This window comes from Streptomyces sp. SID13726 (genome assembly GCF_010548375.1).
Lineage (GTDB): Bacteria > Actinomycetota > Actinomycetes > Streptomycetales > Streptomycetaceae > Streptomyces.
Window position 1 is genome coordinate 44872 of the sequence record NZ_JAAGLY010000021.1, and the last position, 17145, is coordinate 62016.

At 68.8% G+C, this 17145-nt stretch carries 18 protein-coding genes and 1 pseudogene; 9 read left to right on the plus strand and 10 right to left on the minus strand.

Annotated features, from left to right (window positions below):
• Nucleotides 1-96: 96 nt before the first annotated feature.
• Together G3I78_RS36910 and G3I78_RS36915 are read right to left on the minus strand one after the other, a co-directional pair.
• The gene (locus G3I78_RS36910; RefSeq protein WP_020119530.1) at nucleotides 97-309 is read right to left on the minus strand and encodes a DUF5326 family protein; all 213 of its coding nucleotides are present in this window, start codon (nucleotides 307-309) and stop codon (nucleotides 97-99) included.
• Nucleotides 310-468: 159 nt separating this feature from the next.
• Nucleotides 469-786 carry a cupin domain-containing protein gene (locus G3I78_RS36915; RefSeq protein WP_164432972.1) on the minus strand — a complete coding sequence of 106 codons (318 nt, stop codon included), beginning with the start codon at nucleotides 784-786 and terminating at the stop codon, nucleotides 469-471.
• 57 nt (nucleotides 787-843) lie between these two features.
• Here G3I78_RS36915 and G3I78_RS36920 point away from each other — a divergent pair, with 57 nt between their 5' ends.
• The 5 genes from G3I78_RS36920 to G3I78_RS36940 all read left to right on the plus strand — a co-directional run bounded on the left by G3I78_RS36920 (nucleotide 844) and on the right by G3I78_RS36940 (nucleotide 4583).
• Complete coding sequence (locus tag G3I78_RS36920; protein WP_164432974.1) at nucleotides 844-1221, plus strand: phage holin family protein; 378 nt, start codon at nucleotides 844-846, stop codon at nucleotides 1219-1221.
• 6 nt (nucleotides 1222-1227) lie between these two features.
• Nucleotides 1228-1719, plus strand: coding sequence for a low molecular weight protein-tyrosine-phosphatase (locus G3I78_RS36925; RefSeq protein WP_164432976.1), 492 nt, complete (start codon nucleotides 1228-1230; stop codon nucleotides 1717-1719).
• Entirely contained in the window at nucleotides 1716-2855 is a 1140-nt protein-coding gene (locus G3I78_RS36930; protein WP_164432977.1) for a cystathionine gamma-lyase, read from the plus strand. Before G3I78_RS36925 ends, G3I78_RS36930 begins: the two co-directional genes overlap by 4 nt.
• A 239-nt stretch (nucleotides 2856-3094) precedes the next feature.
• Entirely contained in the window at nucleotides 3095-4012 is a 918-nt protein-coding gene (locus G3I78_RS36935; protein WP_164432979.1) for a LysR family transcriptional regulator, read from the plus strand.
• Nucleotides 4013-4100: 88 nt separating this feature from the next.
• On the plus strand, nucleotides 4101-4583 hold the full coding sequence (locus G3I78_RS36940; protein ID WP_164432981.1) for an NUDIX hydrolase: 483 nt from the start codon (nucleotides 4101-4103) through the stop codon (nucleotides 4581-4583).
• A gap of 12 nt (nucleotides 4584-4595) precedes the next feature.
• Here G3I78_RS36940 and G3I78_RS36945 read toward each other — a convergent pair whose 3' ends face one another.
• Both G3I78_RS36945 and G3I78_RS36950 read right to left on the minus strand, forming a co-directional pair.
• On the minus strand, nucleotides 4596-6179 hold the full coding sequence (locus tag G3I78_RS36945; RefSeq protein WP_164432983.1) for a globin domain-containing protein: 1584 nt from the start codon (nucleotides 6177-6179) through the stop codon (nucleotides 4596-4598).
• Between the two features lie 424 nt (nucleotides 6180-6603).
• Nucleotides 6604-7236 (minus strand): haloacid dehalogenase-like hydrolase, encoded by a 633-nt coding sequence (locus G3I78_RS36950; RefSeq protein WP_164432985.1) that lies wholly within the window; start codon nucleotides 7234-7236, stop codon nucleotides 6604-6606.
• Nucleotides 7237-7444: 208 nt separating this feature from the next.
• On the opposite strand from G3I78_RS36950, the gene G3I78_RS36955 reads away from it, so the two are divergent.
• Nucleotides 7445-8416, plus strand: a complete 972-nt coding sequence (locus G3I78_RS36955) for a GNAT family N-acetyltransferase (protein WP_164432987.1) — start codon at nucleotides 7445-7447, stop codon at nucleotides 8414-8416.
• A gap of 70 nt (nucleotides 8417-8486) precedes the next feature.
• On the opposite strand, the gene G3I78_RS36960 is transcribed toward G3I78_RS36955, so the two are convergent.
• The gene (locus G3I78_RS36960; RefSeq protein ID WP_164432989.1) at nucleotides 8487-9695 is read right to left on the minus strand and encodes an MFS transporter; all 1209 of its coding nucleotides are present in this window, start codon (nucleotides 9693-9695) and stop codon (nucleotides 8487-8489) included.
• Between the two features lie 145 nt (nucleotides 9696-9840).
• On the opposite strand from G3I78_RS36960, the gene G3I78_RS36965 reads away from it, so the two are divergent.
• Together G3I78_RS36965 and G3I78_RS36970 are read left to right on the plus strand one after the other, a co-directional pair.
• The gene (locus tag G3I78_RS36965; RefSeq protein WP_164432991.1) at nucleotides 9841-10323 is read left to right on the plus strand and encodes a MarR family transcriptional regulator; all 483 of its coding nucleotides are present in this window, start codon (nucleotides 9841-9843) and stop codon (nucleotides 10321-10323) included.
• A 9-nt stretch (nucleotides 10324-10332) separates the two neighbouring features.
• Nucleotides 10333-10785, plus strand: coding sequence for a GNAT family N-acetyltransferase (locus G3I78_RS36970; protein ID WP_164432993.1), 453 nt, complete (start codon nucleotides 10333-10335; stop codon nucleotides 10783-10785).
• Nucleotides 10786-10971: 186 nt separating this feature from the next.
• Here the strand turns inward: G3I78_RS36970 and G3I78_RS36975 are convergent, their stop codons facing one another.
• The 4 genes and pseudogenes from G3I78_RS36975 to G3I78_RS36990 all read right to left on the minus strand — a co-directional run bounded on the left by G3I78_RS36975 (nucleotide 10972) and on the right by G3I78_RS36990 (nucleotide 13500).
• Nucleotides 10972-12357, minus strand: a complete 1386-nt coding sequence (locus G3I78_RS36975; RefSeq protein ID WP_164432995.1) for a serine hydrolase domain-containing protein — start codon at nucleotides 12355-12357, stop codon at nucleotides 10972-10974.
• Between the two features lie 158 nt (nucleotides 12358-12515).
• Nucleotides 12516-12764: pseudogene (locus G3I78_RS36980) on the minus strand (hypothetical protein); the annotation flags it as partial.
• A 39-nt stretch (nucleotides 12765-12803) separates the two neighbouring features.
• Nucleotides 12804-13118 carry a hypothetical protein gene (locus tag G3I78_RS36985; RefSeq protein WP_343243955.1) on the minus strand — a complete coding sequence of 105 codons (315 nt, stop codon included), beginning with the start codon at nucleotides 13116-13118 and terminating at the stop codon, nucleotides 12804-12806.
• A 46-nt stretch (nucleotides 13119-13164) separates the two neighbouring features.
• A complete protein-coding gene (locus tag G3I78_RS36990) occupies nucleotides 13165-13500 on the minus strand; it encodes a hypothetical protein (RefSeq protein WP_164432999.1) in 336 nt (111 codons plus the stop codon).
• Between the two features lie 199 nt (nucleotides 13501-13699).
• On the opposite strand from G3I78_RS36990, the gene G3I78_RS36995 reads away from it, so the two are divergent.
• Nucleotides 13700-14941 carry a hypothetical protein gene (locus G3I78_RS36995; RefSeq protein ID WP_343243956.1) on the plus strand — a complete coding sequence of 414 codons (1242 nt, stop codon included), beginning with the start codon at nucleotides 13700-13702 and terminating at the stop codon, nucleotides 14939-14941.
• A gap of 288 nt (nucleotides 14942-15229) precedes the next feature.
• Here G3I78_RS36995 and dnaB read toward each other — a convergent pair whose 3' ends face one another.
• Nucleotides 15230-16708: a replicative DNA helicase gene (gene dnaB / locus G3I78_RS37000; RefSeq protein WP_164433000.1), complete on the minus strand. Its 1479-nt coding sequence runs from the start codon at nucleotides 16706-16708 to the stop codon at nucleotides 15230-15232.
• Between the last annotated feature and the right edge of the window lie 437 nt (nucleotides 16709-17145).

A 17145-nucleotide genomic window follows, 5' to 3' on the forward strand; every position in this document is an offset into this window, starting at 1 on the left:
GTCCGTCACCGCACGCATACGGCCTGCCCGGAAAACTTCCCTCGCGCGAGGGAACAGGCGCTTCCTGTTACCGGTCGCCCCACCCGCTCCCGGTGCTCACCAGTCGCTGCGCGACGAGGAGCTCGACATGAACTTCCGTACGACGTAGACGAGTCCGCCGACCAGGGCGACGAAGACCAGCAGCTTGAAGAGCAGGCCGATGACGAAGCCGACGACCGTGGCTATCAGTCCGCCGAACACGACCAGCGCGATGACCGGCACCGCGATCCACTTCACCCACCACGGCATCCCCGCGAAGATCTCTCCCATCGTCCTTACCTCTCTGCAGTCCGGCACTGTCCCGGCCCCTCTGGTACCGGATCCACCAATGTCCTGCACTCGATGCTAGGGCCGGTGGGTGCCCCCGCGGGGGCCTCGCACCCCTTGTCCTCCCCTGACTGATCCCCTAGGGAACCCCGAGGTCCCGGCTCAGCTCTCCGGGGGAGAGAACACCACCATGACCCTCAGGTCCTCGCTGATGTGGTGGAACTTGTGGGCGACGCCGGCCGGGACGTAGACCACGCTGCCGCGCGCGACCTCGGTGGTCTCCATGCCCACGGTGATCGCGGCGCGCCCGCTGACCACGAAGTAGACCTCGTCCTGCCCGTGCGGCTGCTGCGGGTCCTGCGCACCCGCGTCGAGCGCGTACAGGCCGACCGACATGTTCCGCTCTCTCAGGAACTGCAGGTAGGCGCCGTCGTTGGCGGCGCGCTCCGCCTCCAGTTCGTCCAACCGGAATGCCTTCATCGACTTAGTCCGCCCTCGTCGTACCCGTAACCGATCTCTTCTGCCACGATCAGACACATGAAGAATTTCCTAGTCAAGACGATCGCCAACGCGGGTGCCCTGGCGGTCGCCGTATGGCTGCTCGACAAGATCACCCTGACCGGTGACAGCACCGGCAAGAAGATCTGGACGCTGATCCTGGTCGCCCTGGTCTTCGGCCTGGTGAACTTCCTGGTCAAGCCGATCGTGAAGATGCTGGCCCTGCCGCTGGTCATCCTGACGCTCGGCCTGTTCACCCTCGTCGTCAACGCCCTGATGCTGCTGCTGACCTCGTGGTTGTCCGACAAGCTCGACCTCAGCTTCCACGTCGAGGGCTTCTGGACCGCCGTGGTGGGCGGCCTGATCATCTCGATCGTGTCCTGGGCCCTGCACGTCGTCCTGCCCGACGAGGACTGAGGAGGCATGGCCTACCGCGTCTGTTTCATCTGCACGGGCAACATCTGCCGTTCCCCGATGGCCGAGTCCGTCTTCCGCGCCCGGATATCCGAGGCCGGCCTTGAGGACCTGGTCGAGGTCGACAGCGCCGGCACCGGCGGCTGGCACGAGGGGGACGGCGCCGACCCGCGCACGGTGTCCGTCCTGGAGGAGCACGGCTACGACGGCGGCCACACGGCCCGGCAGTTCCGGTCGTCCTGGTTCGCCCGCCTCGACCTCGTCATCGCCCTCGACACCGGGCATCTCAAGGCCCTGCGGCGCCTCGCACCCACCCCCGAGGACGCCGGGAAGGTGCGGCTGCTGCGTTCGTACGACCCCGCCGCGGGCGACGGCCTCGACGTGCCGGACCCGTACTACGGGGGCCTCGACGGCTTCGAGGAGTGTCTTGAGATGGTAGAGGCGGCGAGCGAGGGTCTACTCGCCGAGGTACGCGAGCAGGCGGAAGGACGGGTGGCATGAGCGACAGAGTGGCGGGCGACGGGGAGGGCACGCGCGCGGTGCGTGCCGGACTGCCCGAGACGGCCAAGAACGAACCGACCCTGCCCGGTCCGGTGTTCGCCGCCCACTTCCATCTGCCGGGGGAGGTTGACGGCCCGTTCACCTACGGCCGCGACACCAACCCGACCTGGACGCACCTGGAGCGCGCCATCGGCGAGCTGGAGGCGCCGGGCGAGGACGGCGTGGAGACACTGGTCTTCGCCTCGGGCATGGCCGCCATCTCCGCCGTGCTCTTCTCCCAGCTGCGCGCCGGGGACACGGTCGTCCTGCCGAACGACGGCTACCAGGTGCTGCCTCTCGTGCGCGCGCAGCTGGAGGCGTACGGCATCGAGGTGCGCACCGCACCGACCGGCGGCGACGCCCAGCTCGACCTCCTCGACGGCGCGAAGCTGCTGTGGATCGAGAGCCCGTCCAACCCGGGGCTCGACGTGTGCGACATCCGGCGGCTCGTCGAGGCGGCACACGCGCGTGGGGCGCTCGTCGCCGTCGACAACACGCTCGCCACACCGCTCGGACAGCGCCCGCTGGAGCTCGGGGCGGACTTCTCCGTCGCCAGCGGCACCAAGCAGCTCACGGGGCACGGAGACGTCCTCCTGGGGTATGTCACCGGCCGCGCGGGCGAGGCCACGGACGCCGTACGCCGCTGGCGGAAGATCGTCGGGGCGATCGCGGGGCCCATGGAGGCCTGGCTCGCACACCGTTCGATCGCCACGCTCCAGATGCGGGTCGACCGGCAGAACGCGAGCGCTCTGGTACTCGCCCGCGCCCTCAAGGAGCGCCCCGAGGTCACCGGTCTGCGGTACCCGGGGCTGCCCGACGACCCCTCGCACGAGATCGCCTCGCGGCAGATGCGGCGCTTCGGCTGCGTGGTCTCCTTCACGCTGCCCACGCGCGCGCGTGCCGACCGTTTCCTCGACGCCCTGCGGCTCGTGGACGACGCGACGAGCTTCGGCGGAGTGCGCTCCACGGCCGAGCGGCGCGGGCGCTGGGGAGGGGACGACGTGCCGGAGGGGTTCATCCGCTTCTCGGTCGGCGCCGAGGACGCCGAGGACCTGGTGGCGGATGTGCTGCGGGCGCTGGACGAGTCGGCGGAGTAACCGTTCCAGCAGCGCCTTTACGGACATCCGGGCAGGTCCGGCTACGTACAACGGACGGTCCGAGCCTCCCCCCTCGTGGCTCGGACCGCCCCGGTTCCGCGCGCGAAGAACCGCGCGAACAAGGCTAGTTGACTCTGTGTCAGTGTCCAATCACAGTAGCGACAGAGACCTATCGACATATTTATAGTTGGGCCCTGCCTCGGGGCCGGGAGAAGGGCAGGGATGGGGAGGGCGTCGCCATGGATCTGGCCTTGCTGCGCACCTTTGTGACGGTGCACCGGGCCGGTTCCTTCACCCGCGCCGCCGCCCTGCTCGGACTGTCGCAGCCGGCCGTGACCTCGCAGATCCGCACGCTGGAACGGCAGTTGGGCCGCCCGCTGTTCCTGCGGCAGGCCCGCGGGGTGACCCCGACGACCATCGGCGACGAACTCGCGCACAAGGCCGCGCCCCATCTCGACGCCCTGGTGGAGATCACCGAGACCGGCCTCGACGACGAGTCGTCCCTGCGCACACTGCATCTCGCCGGGCCTCCCGAGTTCACCGCTGAGCGCGCGCTGCCCGCGCTCACCGAGCTGACCGGCGAGGACGGCCAGGGCTTCGCCCTGCGAGCCTCCTTCGGGAACGCCGAGGAGACCCTGGAGGGCCTGGCCGCCGGGCATCACGATCTGGCCATCTGCACGGCCCGTCCGCGCGGCGCGCTGCTCACGGCCAGCACGCTCTGCGACGAGGAGCATGTCCTGATCGCCGCGCCGGAGTGGGCCGAGCAGATCGGCTCCGGCGCGATGGAGACCGTCCCCGCGGGCAAGCGGGCGCCCGCACTGAAGGACGTCCCCCTGGTCGAGGTGCACGAGTCGCTGCCCTTCGTCTCGCGCTACTGGGCCTCCGTCTTCGACTCCCGCCCGGCCGCTCCGGGCACCGTCGTCGTCCCGGACCTGCGAGCCGTGCTGGCCTGCGCGGTCGCGGGCGCCGGGCTCGCGGTGCTGCCGCGCTATCTGTGCGCGGACGCCCTGGAGCGCGGCGAGGTCGTCGCACTGCACGAGCCCGCGGTACCACCCCTGCGGACGTACTTCCTGGTGGTGCGTACCGGGACGCTCGCCATGCCGCATGTCGCGCGGGCCCACGAGTGGCTGCTGCGGGCCGCCGCCGACTGGTGCTGACCAGGGAATTCCCGTTCGTCACGCAGCGAGCCCGGCCGATGACGGGATGCGATGTTTCACGTGGAACCATCCGGGCCACATTCCCCCCATGACCGTCCGACCCGTGGTCAAGCGCACCGCGCGTGCCGTCCTGCTCGACGGTGACGACCTGATCCTGATCAAGCGCACCAAGCCCGGCCTTGATCCCTACTGGCTGACTCCCGGCGGCGGAGTCGAGCCCACGGACACGACCGTGGTCGACGCCCTGCACCGCGAGGTGTACGAGGAACTCGGCGCCAAGGTGACCGACGTGATCCCCTGCTTCGTGGACACCGTCGAGCACATCGGCGCCGGCGGCAGCGCGACCGGCGTGAAGGTGCAGCACTTCTTCGTCTGCCACCTGGAGTCGATGGACCCGTCCCTGCGGCACGGCCCCGAGGTGGACGAGCCCGTCGGGGAGTACGAGATCGTCCGGGTGCCGTTCACCCGCGTCGGGATCGCCTCCGTCCACCTCGTCCCGCTGTCCCTGCGGCACTATCTGGACGGCAACATCGAGGGCGTACGGGCCATGCACGCACCGGACCTGGGCTGACCTCGCGCCGGATCACTGGGCGAGGACGAGTTCCTCCACCGAGTCGTGGCGTATCCGGTCCGCCGGGATCCCGATGGACCTGAGCGTGTCCACACCGCTGCGGATCATGCCGGGCGGTCCGGAGAGATAGGCGTCGTAGTCGTGCCAGGGGCCGTACTCGCGTACGGCGTCCGGGAGCTGGACATGGGCCTGCCGGTCGACGATCGCGCGGACCGACAGCCACGGGTGCGACTGCTGCAGCCGGAGCATCGTGTCGATGTCGTACAGGTCGTTGTCGGTGCGGGCGCCGTAGAACACCTCGACGGACCGCCGTGCGCCGTGCTCGGCCACGTCCTCGACCAGCGCCTTGATCGGAGCTATGCCGGTGCCGCCGCCCAGGCACAGCAGTCCGTTGTCGGTGGTGTGGTCCACGGTCATGTGGCCGGCCGGGGGCCCGAGGCGGATGACGTCACCGGGCCGGGCGCGGTGCACCAGGGCGCCCGAGACCCAGCCCGCGGGGACGGCCTTCACATGGAACGACAGCAGGCCGTCGGAGCGGGGCGCGGACGCGAAGGAGTAGTGCCGCCATATGCGCGGCCACCACGGCGTCTCCAGGCTCGTGTACTGGCCGGCTAGGAAGGGATAGGGCTGGTCCGGGCGTACGGTGACGACCGCGACGTCCGGGGTGCGCAGATCGTGGGACACGACCTCGGCGTGCCACCAGGCCGGGGCTCGCAGTTCGTCCGCGGCGGCCGCGTCGATCATCACCTGCGAGATGGTCGTGTACGTCCGGACCCAGGCCGCTTCCGTCTCCGCGTTCCAGGCACCGGGGGCGTACTTGCTGAGCGCCCCGATGAGGCACTCGCCGACCGCCGGGTAGTGCTCGGGCCGGGTGCCGTACTTGCGGTGGCCCCGGCCCAGGTTCTGGAGGTACTCCACCAACACCGGGGTGTTGTCGATGTGCTCGGCCGCGGTCAGCAGCGCCCTGAGCAGGCGGTCGCGCTGGGCGTCCATGGCGGCGGGGAACAGCGGGCGCAGATCGGGGTGGCGGACGAAGAGCAGCGCGTAGAAGTACGACGTGACCTTGTCGGCCACGGGGGCGACCTCGCCCATGGTCCGGCGGATGAGGACGGCGTCCGGGGAGGGCGGGCGGTCTCGCGGGGACAGGTGGGCGAACTGCGGGGAGACGGTGCCGGCGGCCATCGCGGGGGCCTGGGGCGAGAGGGTGCGCTGGACGGGGACGCGGGGCTCTGGCGGCGGCTGGGCGGGCGTGCGGCCCGCGCGATCGGGCTCCGGTTCCGGCCGTGGCGCGTACGGAGACCGGTCCTGTGACGGGTACGGGCTGTTGTCTGGTGACGGGTAAGGGCTGTTGTCTGGAGGGTTCTGAGGGGTGCCGCCCGTGGCCTGAGAAGTATCGCTCGTGGTCTCAGAGGTGTCTGCCGGGCTCTGCGGTGAGGTGCCCGTCCCGGGCTTGCCCACCGGACGCAGTGCGGCCAGCCGGTTTCCGTCGGTCGTGTCCTGTTCGGAGCCTGGCACCGCTTCCGGCTGCTTGCGAGGACTGAACCAACCGCCCCCGGAAGTGCCGTTGTCGGCCGACATGGTGGTCGGAGCGTCCATGATGTGCCTCGCCTCGAACATCTTTCGGTCGGTCTGCGCACTTCCGCGGTCGGAAGGTGCCTGCTTTCCCCCGCAGACGGCTTACTTTCCCCGTTCGGTGTCCCGGCCGACGCGGCCACATTCAACCCGTATTCGAAGCCCGTACGGACAAGTAGGCGAGAGTGTGACATTGGCCGCAGCACTCTCACGTCAGCGTTCCACCGCGCACGGATGTCCAGGCCGCATAACCACAAATGCGGGTCTTCGATCTCTCCGTCCCGTTAGGCTGCAATGCCCTGCTCTCGGCCGCACAGAGGTGTGTGCACCCCCGGCACGGACAGGAACCGGAGTCGACCCTACCGGTCACCGCCCCGCACACAAGTCCCCCCTCCCCTCCACGAATTGATCGCACGGCGTTCGGGGGGCGAACCACGAATTGCCTCAATTACCGGGCTTGGCGCACCAATTCATAGGCTTCCCACAGATCCCTGCCCTTGTAGGAGTGCGTCGAGATTTCGGACAGATGAGAGTCCGCATTGACCGCGACGGAGATCGGCACCACACCGAACAGATCCCGGTCCGAGGACGAGTCGCCGTACGCGACGCAGTCCGCCCGCGTCACTCCGAACTGCTCGCACAACCGGTCCGCGACAAGGACCTTGGCGGCGGCGCTGAGGACTCCGGCCGGGTCCACGGGCTCGGTGAACGGGATGGCCGGAAAACGGGAGCCGTGCGCGGCATGGGCTCCCCAGCCGATGAGCCGCTCCACGAAGAAGGACGGCGAGAGCGACACGACCGCGCAGTAGTCGCCCTGTCCCCTGATCTCCGTCCAGACGGCACGGATGCGCGCCAGCCAGGGGGCACCTTCGAAGGCCGCGGCGACATGCGCCTCGGTCAGTTCCGCCCACAGCGCGTGCACCTGCTGCGCGTACTCGGGCGGACCGATCAGCCCGGCTCCGACGGCCTGGTCGAGCGCCACCGTCTCGGCCTCCAGACCGAGTTGCCGTGAGATCTCCACGGGCGCGGTAGTCCCGTGCAGCAAGGTGCCGTCGAGGTCGAAGAGATGAAGTCTCGCCATACCGTCGAGGCTAGTGGTCCGCCACTCCGGCGGATCGTCCCGGCTGCTCACCGTCCATCACCGGACGGCCGCCGTTCGCCGATGTTTCACGTGAAACACCCGGCATCCGGTCACATCCTGTGCGATCGGCCACGACATGGCCAAAAGCTCGTACGTGGCTCCGGAAACAGGTGGACTTGAAGGGCACCCGTCGGACAGCCTGACCTGCGTGCCGACTCCTTCTCTCGCCGCTCTCCCCATCCGTCGTCTGACGCTCCGCGATCTCACCGCCTGCGCCGACTTGTCCGAGGACCGGGGGTGGCCACGCGAGGAGCACAAGTGGGGCCTCCTCCTCGCGGCCGGAAGGGGCTACGGCATCGACGACCCCCAGGGAGGTCTCGCCACCGCCTGCGTGATCACGGAGTACGGGCCCTACGGCCGGCCCGATCTCGGGGCGATCGGGATGGTGCTGGTCGCCGAGCGGCACGCCCGCCAGGGCATCGGACGCCGGCTCATGCAGCACATCCTCTCGATGATGGGCCCCACCCCACTGACGCTGCACGCGACGCCGTACGGCCAACCGCTCTACGAGGAGCTGGGCTTCAAGGTCGCCGGGCGGGCGGAGATGCTCCGCGGGCACTTCGCACCGGGTGGGCTCGCGTCGGGCGGCCCTGCATCAGGCGTCACCGCGTCGGGCGGTCTCGCGCCTGACGGTCTCGCGTCGAGCGGATTCACGCCGAGCGATCTCGCGCCGAGCGGTCTCGCGCCGACGGTGAGCACTCGTGCGGCCACCGCCGAGGACCTAGCCGCGATCCTCCGGCTCGACGAGGAGGTGCTCGGCACGGATCGCACGCACCTCATCACGCGCCTGCCCGCCTTCGCAGACCAGCTGCGGGTCGCCGAGGAGCACGGCCGGATCATCGGATACGCGGCCGCCTGGCCCAACATGGACACCCAGGTCGTGGGCCCGCTGATCGCCCGGGACACGCGTACGGCACAGGCACTGCTCGCCTCCCTGGCCGCCGGCACCGACCGGCCGCTGCGCACCGACATCGACGTACGCCATGAAGAGCTGCTGGCGTGGGCGAAGGAACACGGCCTGGTGTCGGTCGCCTTCAACGCGGTCATGACGCACGGCCTCCCGGAGCTGCCGGGCGACTGGACCCGCCGGTTCGCCCCGCTGACGGTCGCGGCGGTCTGAGACACAGCTGTACGACGGCGCCGGCTCCCCTCGCTCAGGGGAACCGGCGCCGTCGTCGTACCGGCCGCGCTCAGTGGTGCACGGCGGGCCGCTGCTCGACTGGGGCCGTTCCTGCGACCACGGCGCTGGGCGTGCTGTCCCGGCACTCCAGGGCCGCCGAGAGGATCGCGAGGAGCAGGGCGGCCGTGGCCAGGGCGGCGCCCACCCAGTTGGGGGCGGTGTAGCCGAGGCCGGCCGAGATGACCAGGCCGCCGAGCCACGCGGAGAGCGCGTTGCCGAGGTTGAAGGCGCCGATGTTCACGGCCGAGGCGAGGGTCGGGGCGTCGTGCGCCTGGTCGAGGACCCTCTTCTGGAGCGGCGGTACGGCGGCGAAGCCCAGGGCGCCGATGAGCGCGATGGTGACGCCCGCGAGGATCTTGTTGTGCGCGGTGAGCGTGAAGAGCGCGAGCGTCACGGCCAGGGCGCCCAGGGAGACGAACAGCATGGGCATCAGCGCGCGGTCGGCGTACCTGCCGCCGACGAGGTTGCCGCCGACCATGCCGAGCCCGAAGAGGACCAGCAGCCAGGTCACCGAGCCGTCGGCGAAGCCGGTCACGTGGGTCATCATCGGCGCGATGTAGGTGATGGCCGCGAAGACCCCGCCGAAGCCGAGGACGGTCATCGCCATCGCGAGCAGCACCTGGGCGTTCTTGAAGGCGGCCAGTTCGTGGCGCAGCCGTACGCCCTCCGGCCGGGGCATGTCGGGGACGAGCCGGGCGATGCCGACGAGGCCGACGACTCCGAGGGCCGCGACGATCGTGAAGGTGAGCCGCCAGCCCGCGGTCTGGCCGATCAGCGTGCCCAGCGGAACGCCGACGACGTTGGCGACGGTCAGGCCGGTGAACATCATCGCGATGGCTCCGGCCTTCTTGTCCGGGGCGACGAGGTCGGCGGCCACGACCGAGCCGATGCCGAAGAAGGCTCCGTGGGCCAGGGAGGCGACGACACGGCCGATGAGCATCACGGAGAAGGCCGGGGCGACCGCGGAGAGCAGGTTGCCGACGATGAACAGTCCCATCAGCAGCATCAGCATCCGCTTGCGGGAGATCCTGGTGCCGAGCGCGGTCATCAGCGGGGCGCCGAACATGACGCCGAGCGCGTAGCCGGTCACCAGGAAACCGGCGGTGGGGATGGAGACCCCGAAGTCGCCCGCGACCTCGGGCAGCAGGCCCATGATCACGAACTCGGTCGTTCCGATTCCGAAGGCCCCGATCGCGAGGGCCAGAAGCGCGAGCGGCATGGGGGGGGTGACACCTTCCCAGACGATTGCAGGAGCGTGTTGCGCACCCCCACAATAATTGCAGACGCGCTATATTTGCAAGCGACGGCTATCTCGGTTCGCTCCTGTCTTCGACGGGTGCCTCGGGACGGAGAAAACAGGCCCCATGACCGCCACAGACCCCGCACTCACCGCCCTCGCCCAGGGCTGGTGCGCCCCCTCCCTGCTCCACGGCCGGATCGAGGCCCACATCGAGAAAGCCCTCCAGACCGGACACGACCTCAGCGTCCGCGAGTACTCCCTCCTCGGCGTCCTGGGCCGCCGGCACGACGGAGACGGCGGACACCTCCAGATGAAACAGGTCGCCGACGCCGTCGTCCTCAGCCAGAGCGCCACCACCCGCCTCGTCACCCGTCTCGAGGACCGCGGCCTCCTCACCCGCTACCTCTGCCCCACCGACCGCCGCGGCATCTACACCGACGTCACCCCCGCCGGCCGCACCCTCCTCCGACAAGCCCGCCCCACCAACGAACAAGCCCTCCGCGAAGCCCTCGACCAAGCCGCCACCAACCCCGAACTCGCTCCCCTCGTACGCGCCCTGGAAGCCCACCGCACACCTGCGGTGCCCACGCGGAACGCCCCCGCATAGGGTGCGAGCATGGGAGATCTTGAAATTCGGCCCGCCACGGTGGATGACGTCTCCGCGATCGTCGCGATGCTCGCCGACGACCCCTTGGGCGCCCAGCGCGAGTCACCGGACGATCTGACCCCTTATGTGGCCGCCCTGGAGCGGCTCTCCGCCGACCCGAACCAGCATCTGGTCGTCGCCACGCACGAGGGCCGCGTGGTGGGCACGCTTCAGCTCACCGTCATTCCCGGACTGTCCCGGCGCGGTGCCACCAGGTCGATCATCGAGGCGGTGCGCGTCCACGCCGACGAACGCGGCAGCGGCCTCGGCACCCGGCTCATCGAGTGGGCGGTCGAGGAATCCCGGCGCCAGAACTGCCAGTTGGTGCAGCTGACGTCCGACAGCAGCCGTACGGACGCGCATCGCTTCTACGAACGGCTCGGATTCACCGCCTCGCGCGTGGGTTTCAAGCTGCCCCTGTGACACAGCTTGTCCCTGTGCCGCGGCCTGTCCCTCTGACGCTCCCTGCCCCAGTGGCACTCGCCCGCAGGCGCTCCGCCGCGACCGGCTTCCTCGCGGCGCGGTGAGGTGCCCTGTTTCACGTGAAACAAGGCCCCAGTCGACGCCCAGGTGAAGCGGAGCGCCGACCGACCGATCGGGCAAGAGCCGTTACCCGATGCCCCGCCATCCCTCCGGATCCACTCCGCCCGGCACCGAAGCCCCCTCGTCGTACGGCTGCCGGGTGAACACGAACGAGCCGAGGTCGAGGTGGTCCACGGACCCGTCAGGCCGCCGTACGGCCTTCAGGAGCTCCCCCTGGAAGTAGCCCTCCAGCCCGGTCCAGGTCCCGTCTCCGTTGGCCCGGAAGCGCGAACGACGCCCGGCACCCGACAAGGGCTCCAGCGAGGCGAGTCCGTCCGCAGTCAGCCGTAGGGCGAACCCGTTCGTCCCCCAGTACCACTGACCCGCCAACTCCAGTGCGGGTACGTCGACTTCGTGCATCGGGCGCCACGGCTCGGGAATCCTGGGCTCGGCGTCGGCGACGATGCGTACGAGATCGGCACCGACGACGGAGAGCAGCGGGCCCGAGGTGCAGTTGGCCAGGACGACCGCGGCGACATCGTCCGCCACACCGATCGTGAGGTTCGCGAGGAAGCCCGGCAGCGATCCCGAATGCCCCACCAGCAACCGGCCGTCGCGGTGCTGGACCTGAACGCCGAGCCCGTACGAGGAACCGTCGGCGAGCTCCGCGGTCCCGGCCGGCGCCGCGGGCGTACGCATCTCCCGTACCGTCTCGGCGCTCAGCACCCGGTCGTCGCCGTTCGCCAGGAAGACGGCGAAGCGCGCCAAGTCGCCTGTGGTGGACCAGAGTTGACCCGCGGCAGCCATCCGGCCGAGGTCCTCGGAGGGTTCGGGCAGCATCACATCGGCCCATGGATGGACCGCCCAGCCGCCCGCGTGCGGCGCTACGGGATGGCCGCTCGTGCGGTCGAGGCCCAGGGGTTCGAGCACCTCCCGCCGGAGGACCTCCTCCCACGGTGCTCCGCGCAACTTCTCGACGAGCGCGCCCAGCAGCGTGTAGCCGGGGTTCGAGTAGTGGAAGCGGCGACCGACCGGGTGCAGGAAGGGCTGCTCGCCGAGCACGTCGGAGAGCTCGGGACGCAGGGTCCCGGGGGTGCGCTCCCACCAGGGCGCGGGTGACTCGGCCGCCAACCCACCGGTGTGGGCGAGCAGTTCGGCGACGGTGGCCTCCCCCGCCCCCGTCCCGGGCACATGCTTCTCCAGCGGGTCACCGAGATCGAGCAGCCCCTCGTCACGCAGCCGCAGGACGAGGACGGCGGTGAAGGTCTTGGTGATCGAGCCGATGCGGTACTGCACGTTCTCGTCCGGCCCGTGCCCCTGCACCGAGGTACGCGAGCCGTGCCACACGGTCCGCCCGCCCCGTACGACCGCCGCCACCAGCGACGGCGCCCGCCCCTCGGCCTGGGCCACCGCGATCCGGTGCGTCAACGCCCGGCGCGTGCCGGGAAGCAGCTCTTCGTGAGGTGTCGTCATGCACCCAGTCCATCCCGCGGGGGACTCGGGCGTCGAGTTCATTTGCCCCGGGCGGTGTAGGTTCTCCCTTTCGGTATCAGGCGCCGCCGCTATGACCAGGACGTTTCCCTGCAGTCTCACGGCATGCCGGCCAGCTGCTGTCTCAGAGCGATGTCGTTTCCCCAGATCTGCTCGCCGGTGCTGACGGTCAGCAGTTGCTGGCACCTCCACTGCAGCGGCGCCTCGGGACGGTGCGTGAGCCGCTGCACGAGTGTCGGGAACAGGTAGTGCGTCGCTTCTGCGGCGATGTGCTCTCGTAGCCAGTCGACCGGGAGCCGGCTGAAGCCATGCATGGCGGCCTCCTGGGCCAGGTCCAGGAGCTGAGCAGTGTCGACGGCTCGGACGGGGCGGGGAAGGGTCGGGGTCATGTCGCGATGATGCCAAGAAGCCAGTGCGGCGCCGAGATGTCAGCTGGGCCGGGATGCGATCTGCTGACGGGCAGGGCCCCAGACGTCCTCGAACTCCTCGAAGGTGAGTTGTTCGGGGTCATGGCCTTCCCATTCCGAGACGGGCAGCTCGGCGGTGATCCCGAATCTGCTGTCGTAATCACCGAGGCGGCCTGCGTCGCGGGCCCGCTGCCTCTCGGCGAGGGAAGCAGCTGCGATCGGGATCAGCTCTGGCCCTTCGAGTTCGACCTGCCGGATCACCCAGCCTTCGGCGTCGACCTCCAAGTAGAACCAGGTGTCTTCCTCGTCCCAGTAGCAGCGCATCCATGTGGTCACCAGGCCATGATGCCGGGCCAGATGCGCCGCCCTACTCCGCTCTGTCTCATGACTGGGCGATGAATCCTGCGGATCGGTCGAGCTGGAAAGGAGAACCGACCCGGGTTGGATCCCAGCCTTGATCTCGTGCCTCTCGAATGCTGGCAGCAACGTGAGCCGGACGAATGGGCTCCGTCTCGACGCCCACCCAGTTGCTGGGATGGGCCTGACCGCTGGTGACGATCAAGGTCGTGCCCGGCTGGCTGCCGCTGGCCGCTGCAACCGCATAGGTCAGCGGTGTCCAGCAGAGGCCCTGCATGGAGGAGGGCTTCCTGCGGATCCGCCAGCGGTACTCGATCCCGTCAACGGTTATGCGCCGGGAACCCTTCTTGTTCAGCGCCAACTTCGCCTCCTCCGCTGTGGGACTCTGCTGTGTTGCCGCGGTCGCGAAAAGCAGGTTGCACGCGAACGTACCGAACGTTGTCGCCGACAAGCGCCTTCGGGACTACGGATGGGTTGATCAGCCCATAATCGGAGTCAGTGCCGAGCGACCCGGCACATCGCACCCGACCCGGGTGCGCTCACCGCGATCGGAGAGCATCGTGAAGAACAGCCCGTTGTGGCGAGTGGTTGACAACGAGAGTGGTAGCCAGTCCATCGTCAGCACGCCCTCCGAGGCGGTCGCGTTCGTCAACAGCCGGTTCGACACCGATGACGACGACGAGCCATTCAGCATCACCGAGGTCGGTCCTCTCCTTCCGAAGCCGCTCGGGGTCATCACCGCATGGGCCGCCGAGAAGGACGGCGAGCGAACCGACGGGCGTACTGCCCCGATCACCATCAGGCCGGTTGTGACGGACAACGCCGGCGAGTGCGATGACGTGGTGCTCTGGCGCGACGTGTACGTCTCCTGGGACCACGACATGTACACCGTCGAGGAGCCGGACAGCTCCGAGTACAGCGAGGCTTACAGCGCTGCCGAGTTGAGCGCGATCCTCGACGAGTACGCCGACAACTACGAGTACGCGCCTGAAGGGCCCGACAGCCACAGGTGGCCGAAACCGGAAGAGTTGATCACCTACGGCGCCCAGGAGTGCACCAAGCGGTTCGGGCACCTCGACGACGACGCCCTGCTGTGGCTCGCTGCCACCCGCATCACGCTCGCGGTGTGGCGCAACACACCCGTCGAGAACTGGCATGCCGGGAAGAGTCCGCTCCACGACGGCACAATGATGCGGATCAACACGGCAACCACCCGACTCGTGCGCTCGATGCTGTCGTTCGACCATGTCGACTGGATCGGTCTCGGTCTCGCGATCGTCAACCCGTCCCGGGTTCTACCGACCGGGCAGTCTGTTCTCGAACTCGGGCTGGCCTGCCACAACCCTGACGACCCGGCGCACGAGGCTGATCCGCGCGAAGAACTCGCGGAAATGGCACAGGACGCGATCGCTTGGGGGCGAGCGTACTGCCTTCGCGAGAAGACGTTCGGCCTGCGAACCCTGATCGAATCCTTCTGCGCGTCCGACAACGGCTGGTTCGGAACACCGAGTTGGGGGCGCATCGTCGATCGGTTCCTTACGGCTGTCGACGACCGGGAAAATGCGCACTGGCACGTGCACCGAGACAAGCCTTGGTTCGACGAGTGGTTCACCAACCGCCCGGTCGACATTGCGGACACCACGGAACTTCGTCGGCTGCTCCATGTCGGGCCCGACCTGCTGTCCGAGGAGGCCGCCGAATGGTGCGTGGATGGTGCCATCGGCTACGTCTGCCGGGACGACCACGCGAACGGCTGCCTGCAGTGCGGCATCCCGCTGGCAACGGAGTCCCCCAACGAGTGAACGTGGGCACCAACATAGAAAAGCAGCAACCCACTGACCGCGCTCTCTCCCGCCTACTCGGCGACCTCCCCTGCTCGGGGAGCCAGTCGCGGCTCCACTGACCGGAGATGTGCGCGTGCTTCTGACGGATCTGTGGCAGCAACGCTGACCAGGCTGCCCGCTGGCCGGTCACAAGCTCCGCGAGCCCTACAGGAAGGACGTGTTCGCGTCCAACCCGCTGACGTGTGATGGGATTGACCAGCGATTCTCAATCCCGTGTCAGATTCCGCCCACTCGCGCACGGCGGTATCAGGTCTGTGCCATGTCCACGAAGCGTGAGTAGTGGCCCTGGAAGGCGACAGTGATCGTGGCCGTCGGGCCGTTACGGTGCTTGCCGACGATGATGTCCGCCTCGCCCGCGCGCGGTGACTCCTTCTCGTAGGCGTCCTCGCGGTGCAGCAGGATCACCATGTCGGCGTCCTGCTCGATGGAGCCGGACTCACGCAGGTCGGACACCATCGGCTTCTTGTCCGTGCGCTGCTCGGGACCACGGTTGAGCTGCGAGAGCGCGATCACCGGGACCTCGAGTTCCTTGGCCAGGAGCTTGAGGTTACGGGACATGTCCGAGACCTCCTGCTGGCGGCTCTCCTGGCGCTTGGAGCCACCGGCCTGCATCAGCTGGAGGTAGTCGATGATCACGAGCTTGATGTCGTTGCGCTGCTTCAGCCGCCGGCACTTCGCCCGGATCTCCATCATCGACAGGTTCGGGGAGTCGTCGATGTAGAGCGGCGCGGACGACACCTCGGGCATGCGGCGGGCCAGCCGGGTCCAGTCCTCGTCCGTCATGGTGCCCGAACGCATGTGGTGCAGGGCCACTCTCGCCTCGGCCGACAGCAGACGCATCGCGATCTCGTTGCGCCCCATTTCGAGGGAGAAGATGACGCTGGCCAGGTTGTTCTTGATGGACGCGGCGCGCGCGAAGTCCAGCGCGAGCGTCGACTTGCCCATGGCGGGACGGGCGGCGATGACGATCATCTGGCCCGGGTGCAGACCGTTGGTGAGCGAGTCGAGGTCCGTGAACCCGGTGGGCACACCGGTCATCTCGCCGCTGCGCGAGCCGATCGCCTCGATCTCGTCGAGCGCGCCCTCCATGATGTCGCCGAGCGGGAGGTAGTCCTCGCTGGTGCGCTGCTCGGTGACCGCGTAGATCTCGGCCTGGGCCCGGTTGACGATCTCGTCCACGTCGTCGTCGGCCGCGTACCCCATCTGGGTGATACGCGTGCCCGCCTCCACCAGACGGCGCAGTACGGCACGCTCGTGGACGATCTCGGCGTAGTACTCGGCGTTGGCCGCCGTCGGCACGGTCTGGACGAGGGTGTGCAGATACGATGCGCCGCCCACCTTGTTGATCTCACCGCGCTTGGTGAGCTCGGCGGCGATCGTGATGGGGTCGGCCGGCTCGCCCTTGGCATAGACGTCCAGGATCGCCTGGAAGATCGTCTCGTGGGCGGGCTTGTAGAAGTCGTGGCCCTTGATGACCTCGACGACGTCCGCGATGGCGTCCTTCGACAGGAGCATGCCGCCGAGGACGGACTGCTCGGCGTCCAGGTCCTGGGGCGGGACCCGCTCGAAGGCGGTGCCCCCGCCATCCCACTCGCCGTTGTCCCTGCCGCGTTCGTGCTGCTCGTCGCGTCCTCGGCCACCGTCGCCGCGGCGGCGCGAGGAGGGCAGACGATCACTGGGACCGCTGTCGGCCCACGGGTCGTCCAAGGGCTCGGAAATACTCACCGAGCCACCTCCTCCCGTCCGCCGAGCGGACCTCGCCGTGCCTCTCATTTCTACGGCACGGCACTGACAAATGAGACGCCCAACTCCGGTTCTGGCGCGTCGGTTTTGTGATGGTTTCCAGGCCGACGGACGGAGCGGGCGCCGGACCACCGTAGGCCCGCGGGCACCGTCAGCCAATCTGGTTATCCACAGGCCATGTGGACGACGGCCCGGATGCTGTGGAGAACTCCGCAAAACCTGTGCACGACCCGGTGGACAGGCCTGTGAACAAGCGCCGCCATTACTTCAGAGAACACCTCTGACCTGCATCTTCACCGTCCACCGGCTGTGCAGAAGAAAAACTTTCCCCGTCAGCTCAAGATCACTTCGAACTGTACACAGCGGCGCACGTCACGCAACGACAAGTAAGGGTCTAAGCTGCATTGCATCTCTTACCT

Coding starts and splice junctions, on each gene's coding strand:
- G3I78_RS36910 (WP_020119530.1), bottom strand. CDS start 309: ATGGGAGAGATCTTCGCGGGGATGCCGTGGTGGGTGAAGTGGATCGCG.
- G3I78_RS36915 (WP_164432972.1), bottom strand. CDS start 786: ATGAAGGCATTCCGGTTGGACGAACTGGAGGCGGAGCGCGCCGCCAAC.
- G3I78_RS36920 (WP_164432974.1), top strand. CDS start 844: ATGAAGAATTTCCTAGTCAAGACGATCGCCAACGCGGGTGCCCTGGCG.
- G3I78_RS36925 (WP_164432976.1), top strand. CDS start 1,228: ATGGCCTACCGCGTCTGTTTCATCTGCACGGGCAACATCTGCCGTTCC.
- G3I78_RS36930 (WP_164432977.1), top strand. CDS start 1,716: ATGAGCGACAGAGTGGCGGGCGACGGGGAGGGCACGCGCGCGGTGCGT.
- G3I78_RS36935 (WP_164432979.1), top strand. CDS start 3,095: ATGGATCTGGCCTTGCTGCGCACCTTTGTGACGGTGCACCGGGCCGGT.
- G3I78_RS36940 (WP_164432981.1), top strand. CDS start 4,101: ATGACCGTCCGACCCGTGGTCAAGCGCACCGCGCGTGCCGTCCTGCTC.
- G3I78_RS36945 (WP_164432983.1), bottom strand. CDS start 6,179: ATGGACGCTCCGACCACCATGTCGGCCGACAACGGCACTTCCGGGGGC.
- G3I78_RS36950 (WP_164432985.1), bottom strand. CDS start 7,236: ATGGCGAGACTTCATCTCTTCGACCTCGACGGCACCTTGCTGCACGGG.
- G3I78_RS36960 (WP_164432989.1), bottom strand. CDS start 9,695: ATGCCGCTCGCGCTTCTGGCCCTCGCGATCGGGGCCTTCGGAATCGGA.
- G3I78_RS36965 (WP_164432991.1), top strand. CDS start 9,841: ATGACCGCCACAGACCCCGCACTCACCGCCCTCGCCCAGGGCTGGTGC.
- G3I78_RS36970 (WP_164432993.1), top strand. CDS start 10,333: ATGGGAGATCTTGAAATTCGGCCCGCCACGGTGGATGACGTCTCCGCG.
- G3I78_RS36975 (WP_164432995.1), bottom strand. CDS start 12,357: ATGACGACACCTCACGAAGAGCTGCTTCCCGGCACGCGCCGGGCGTTG.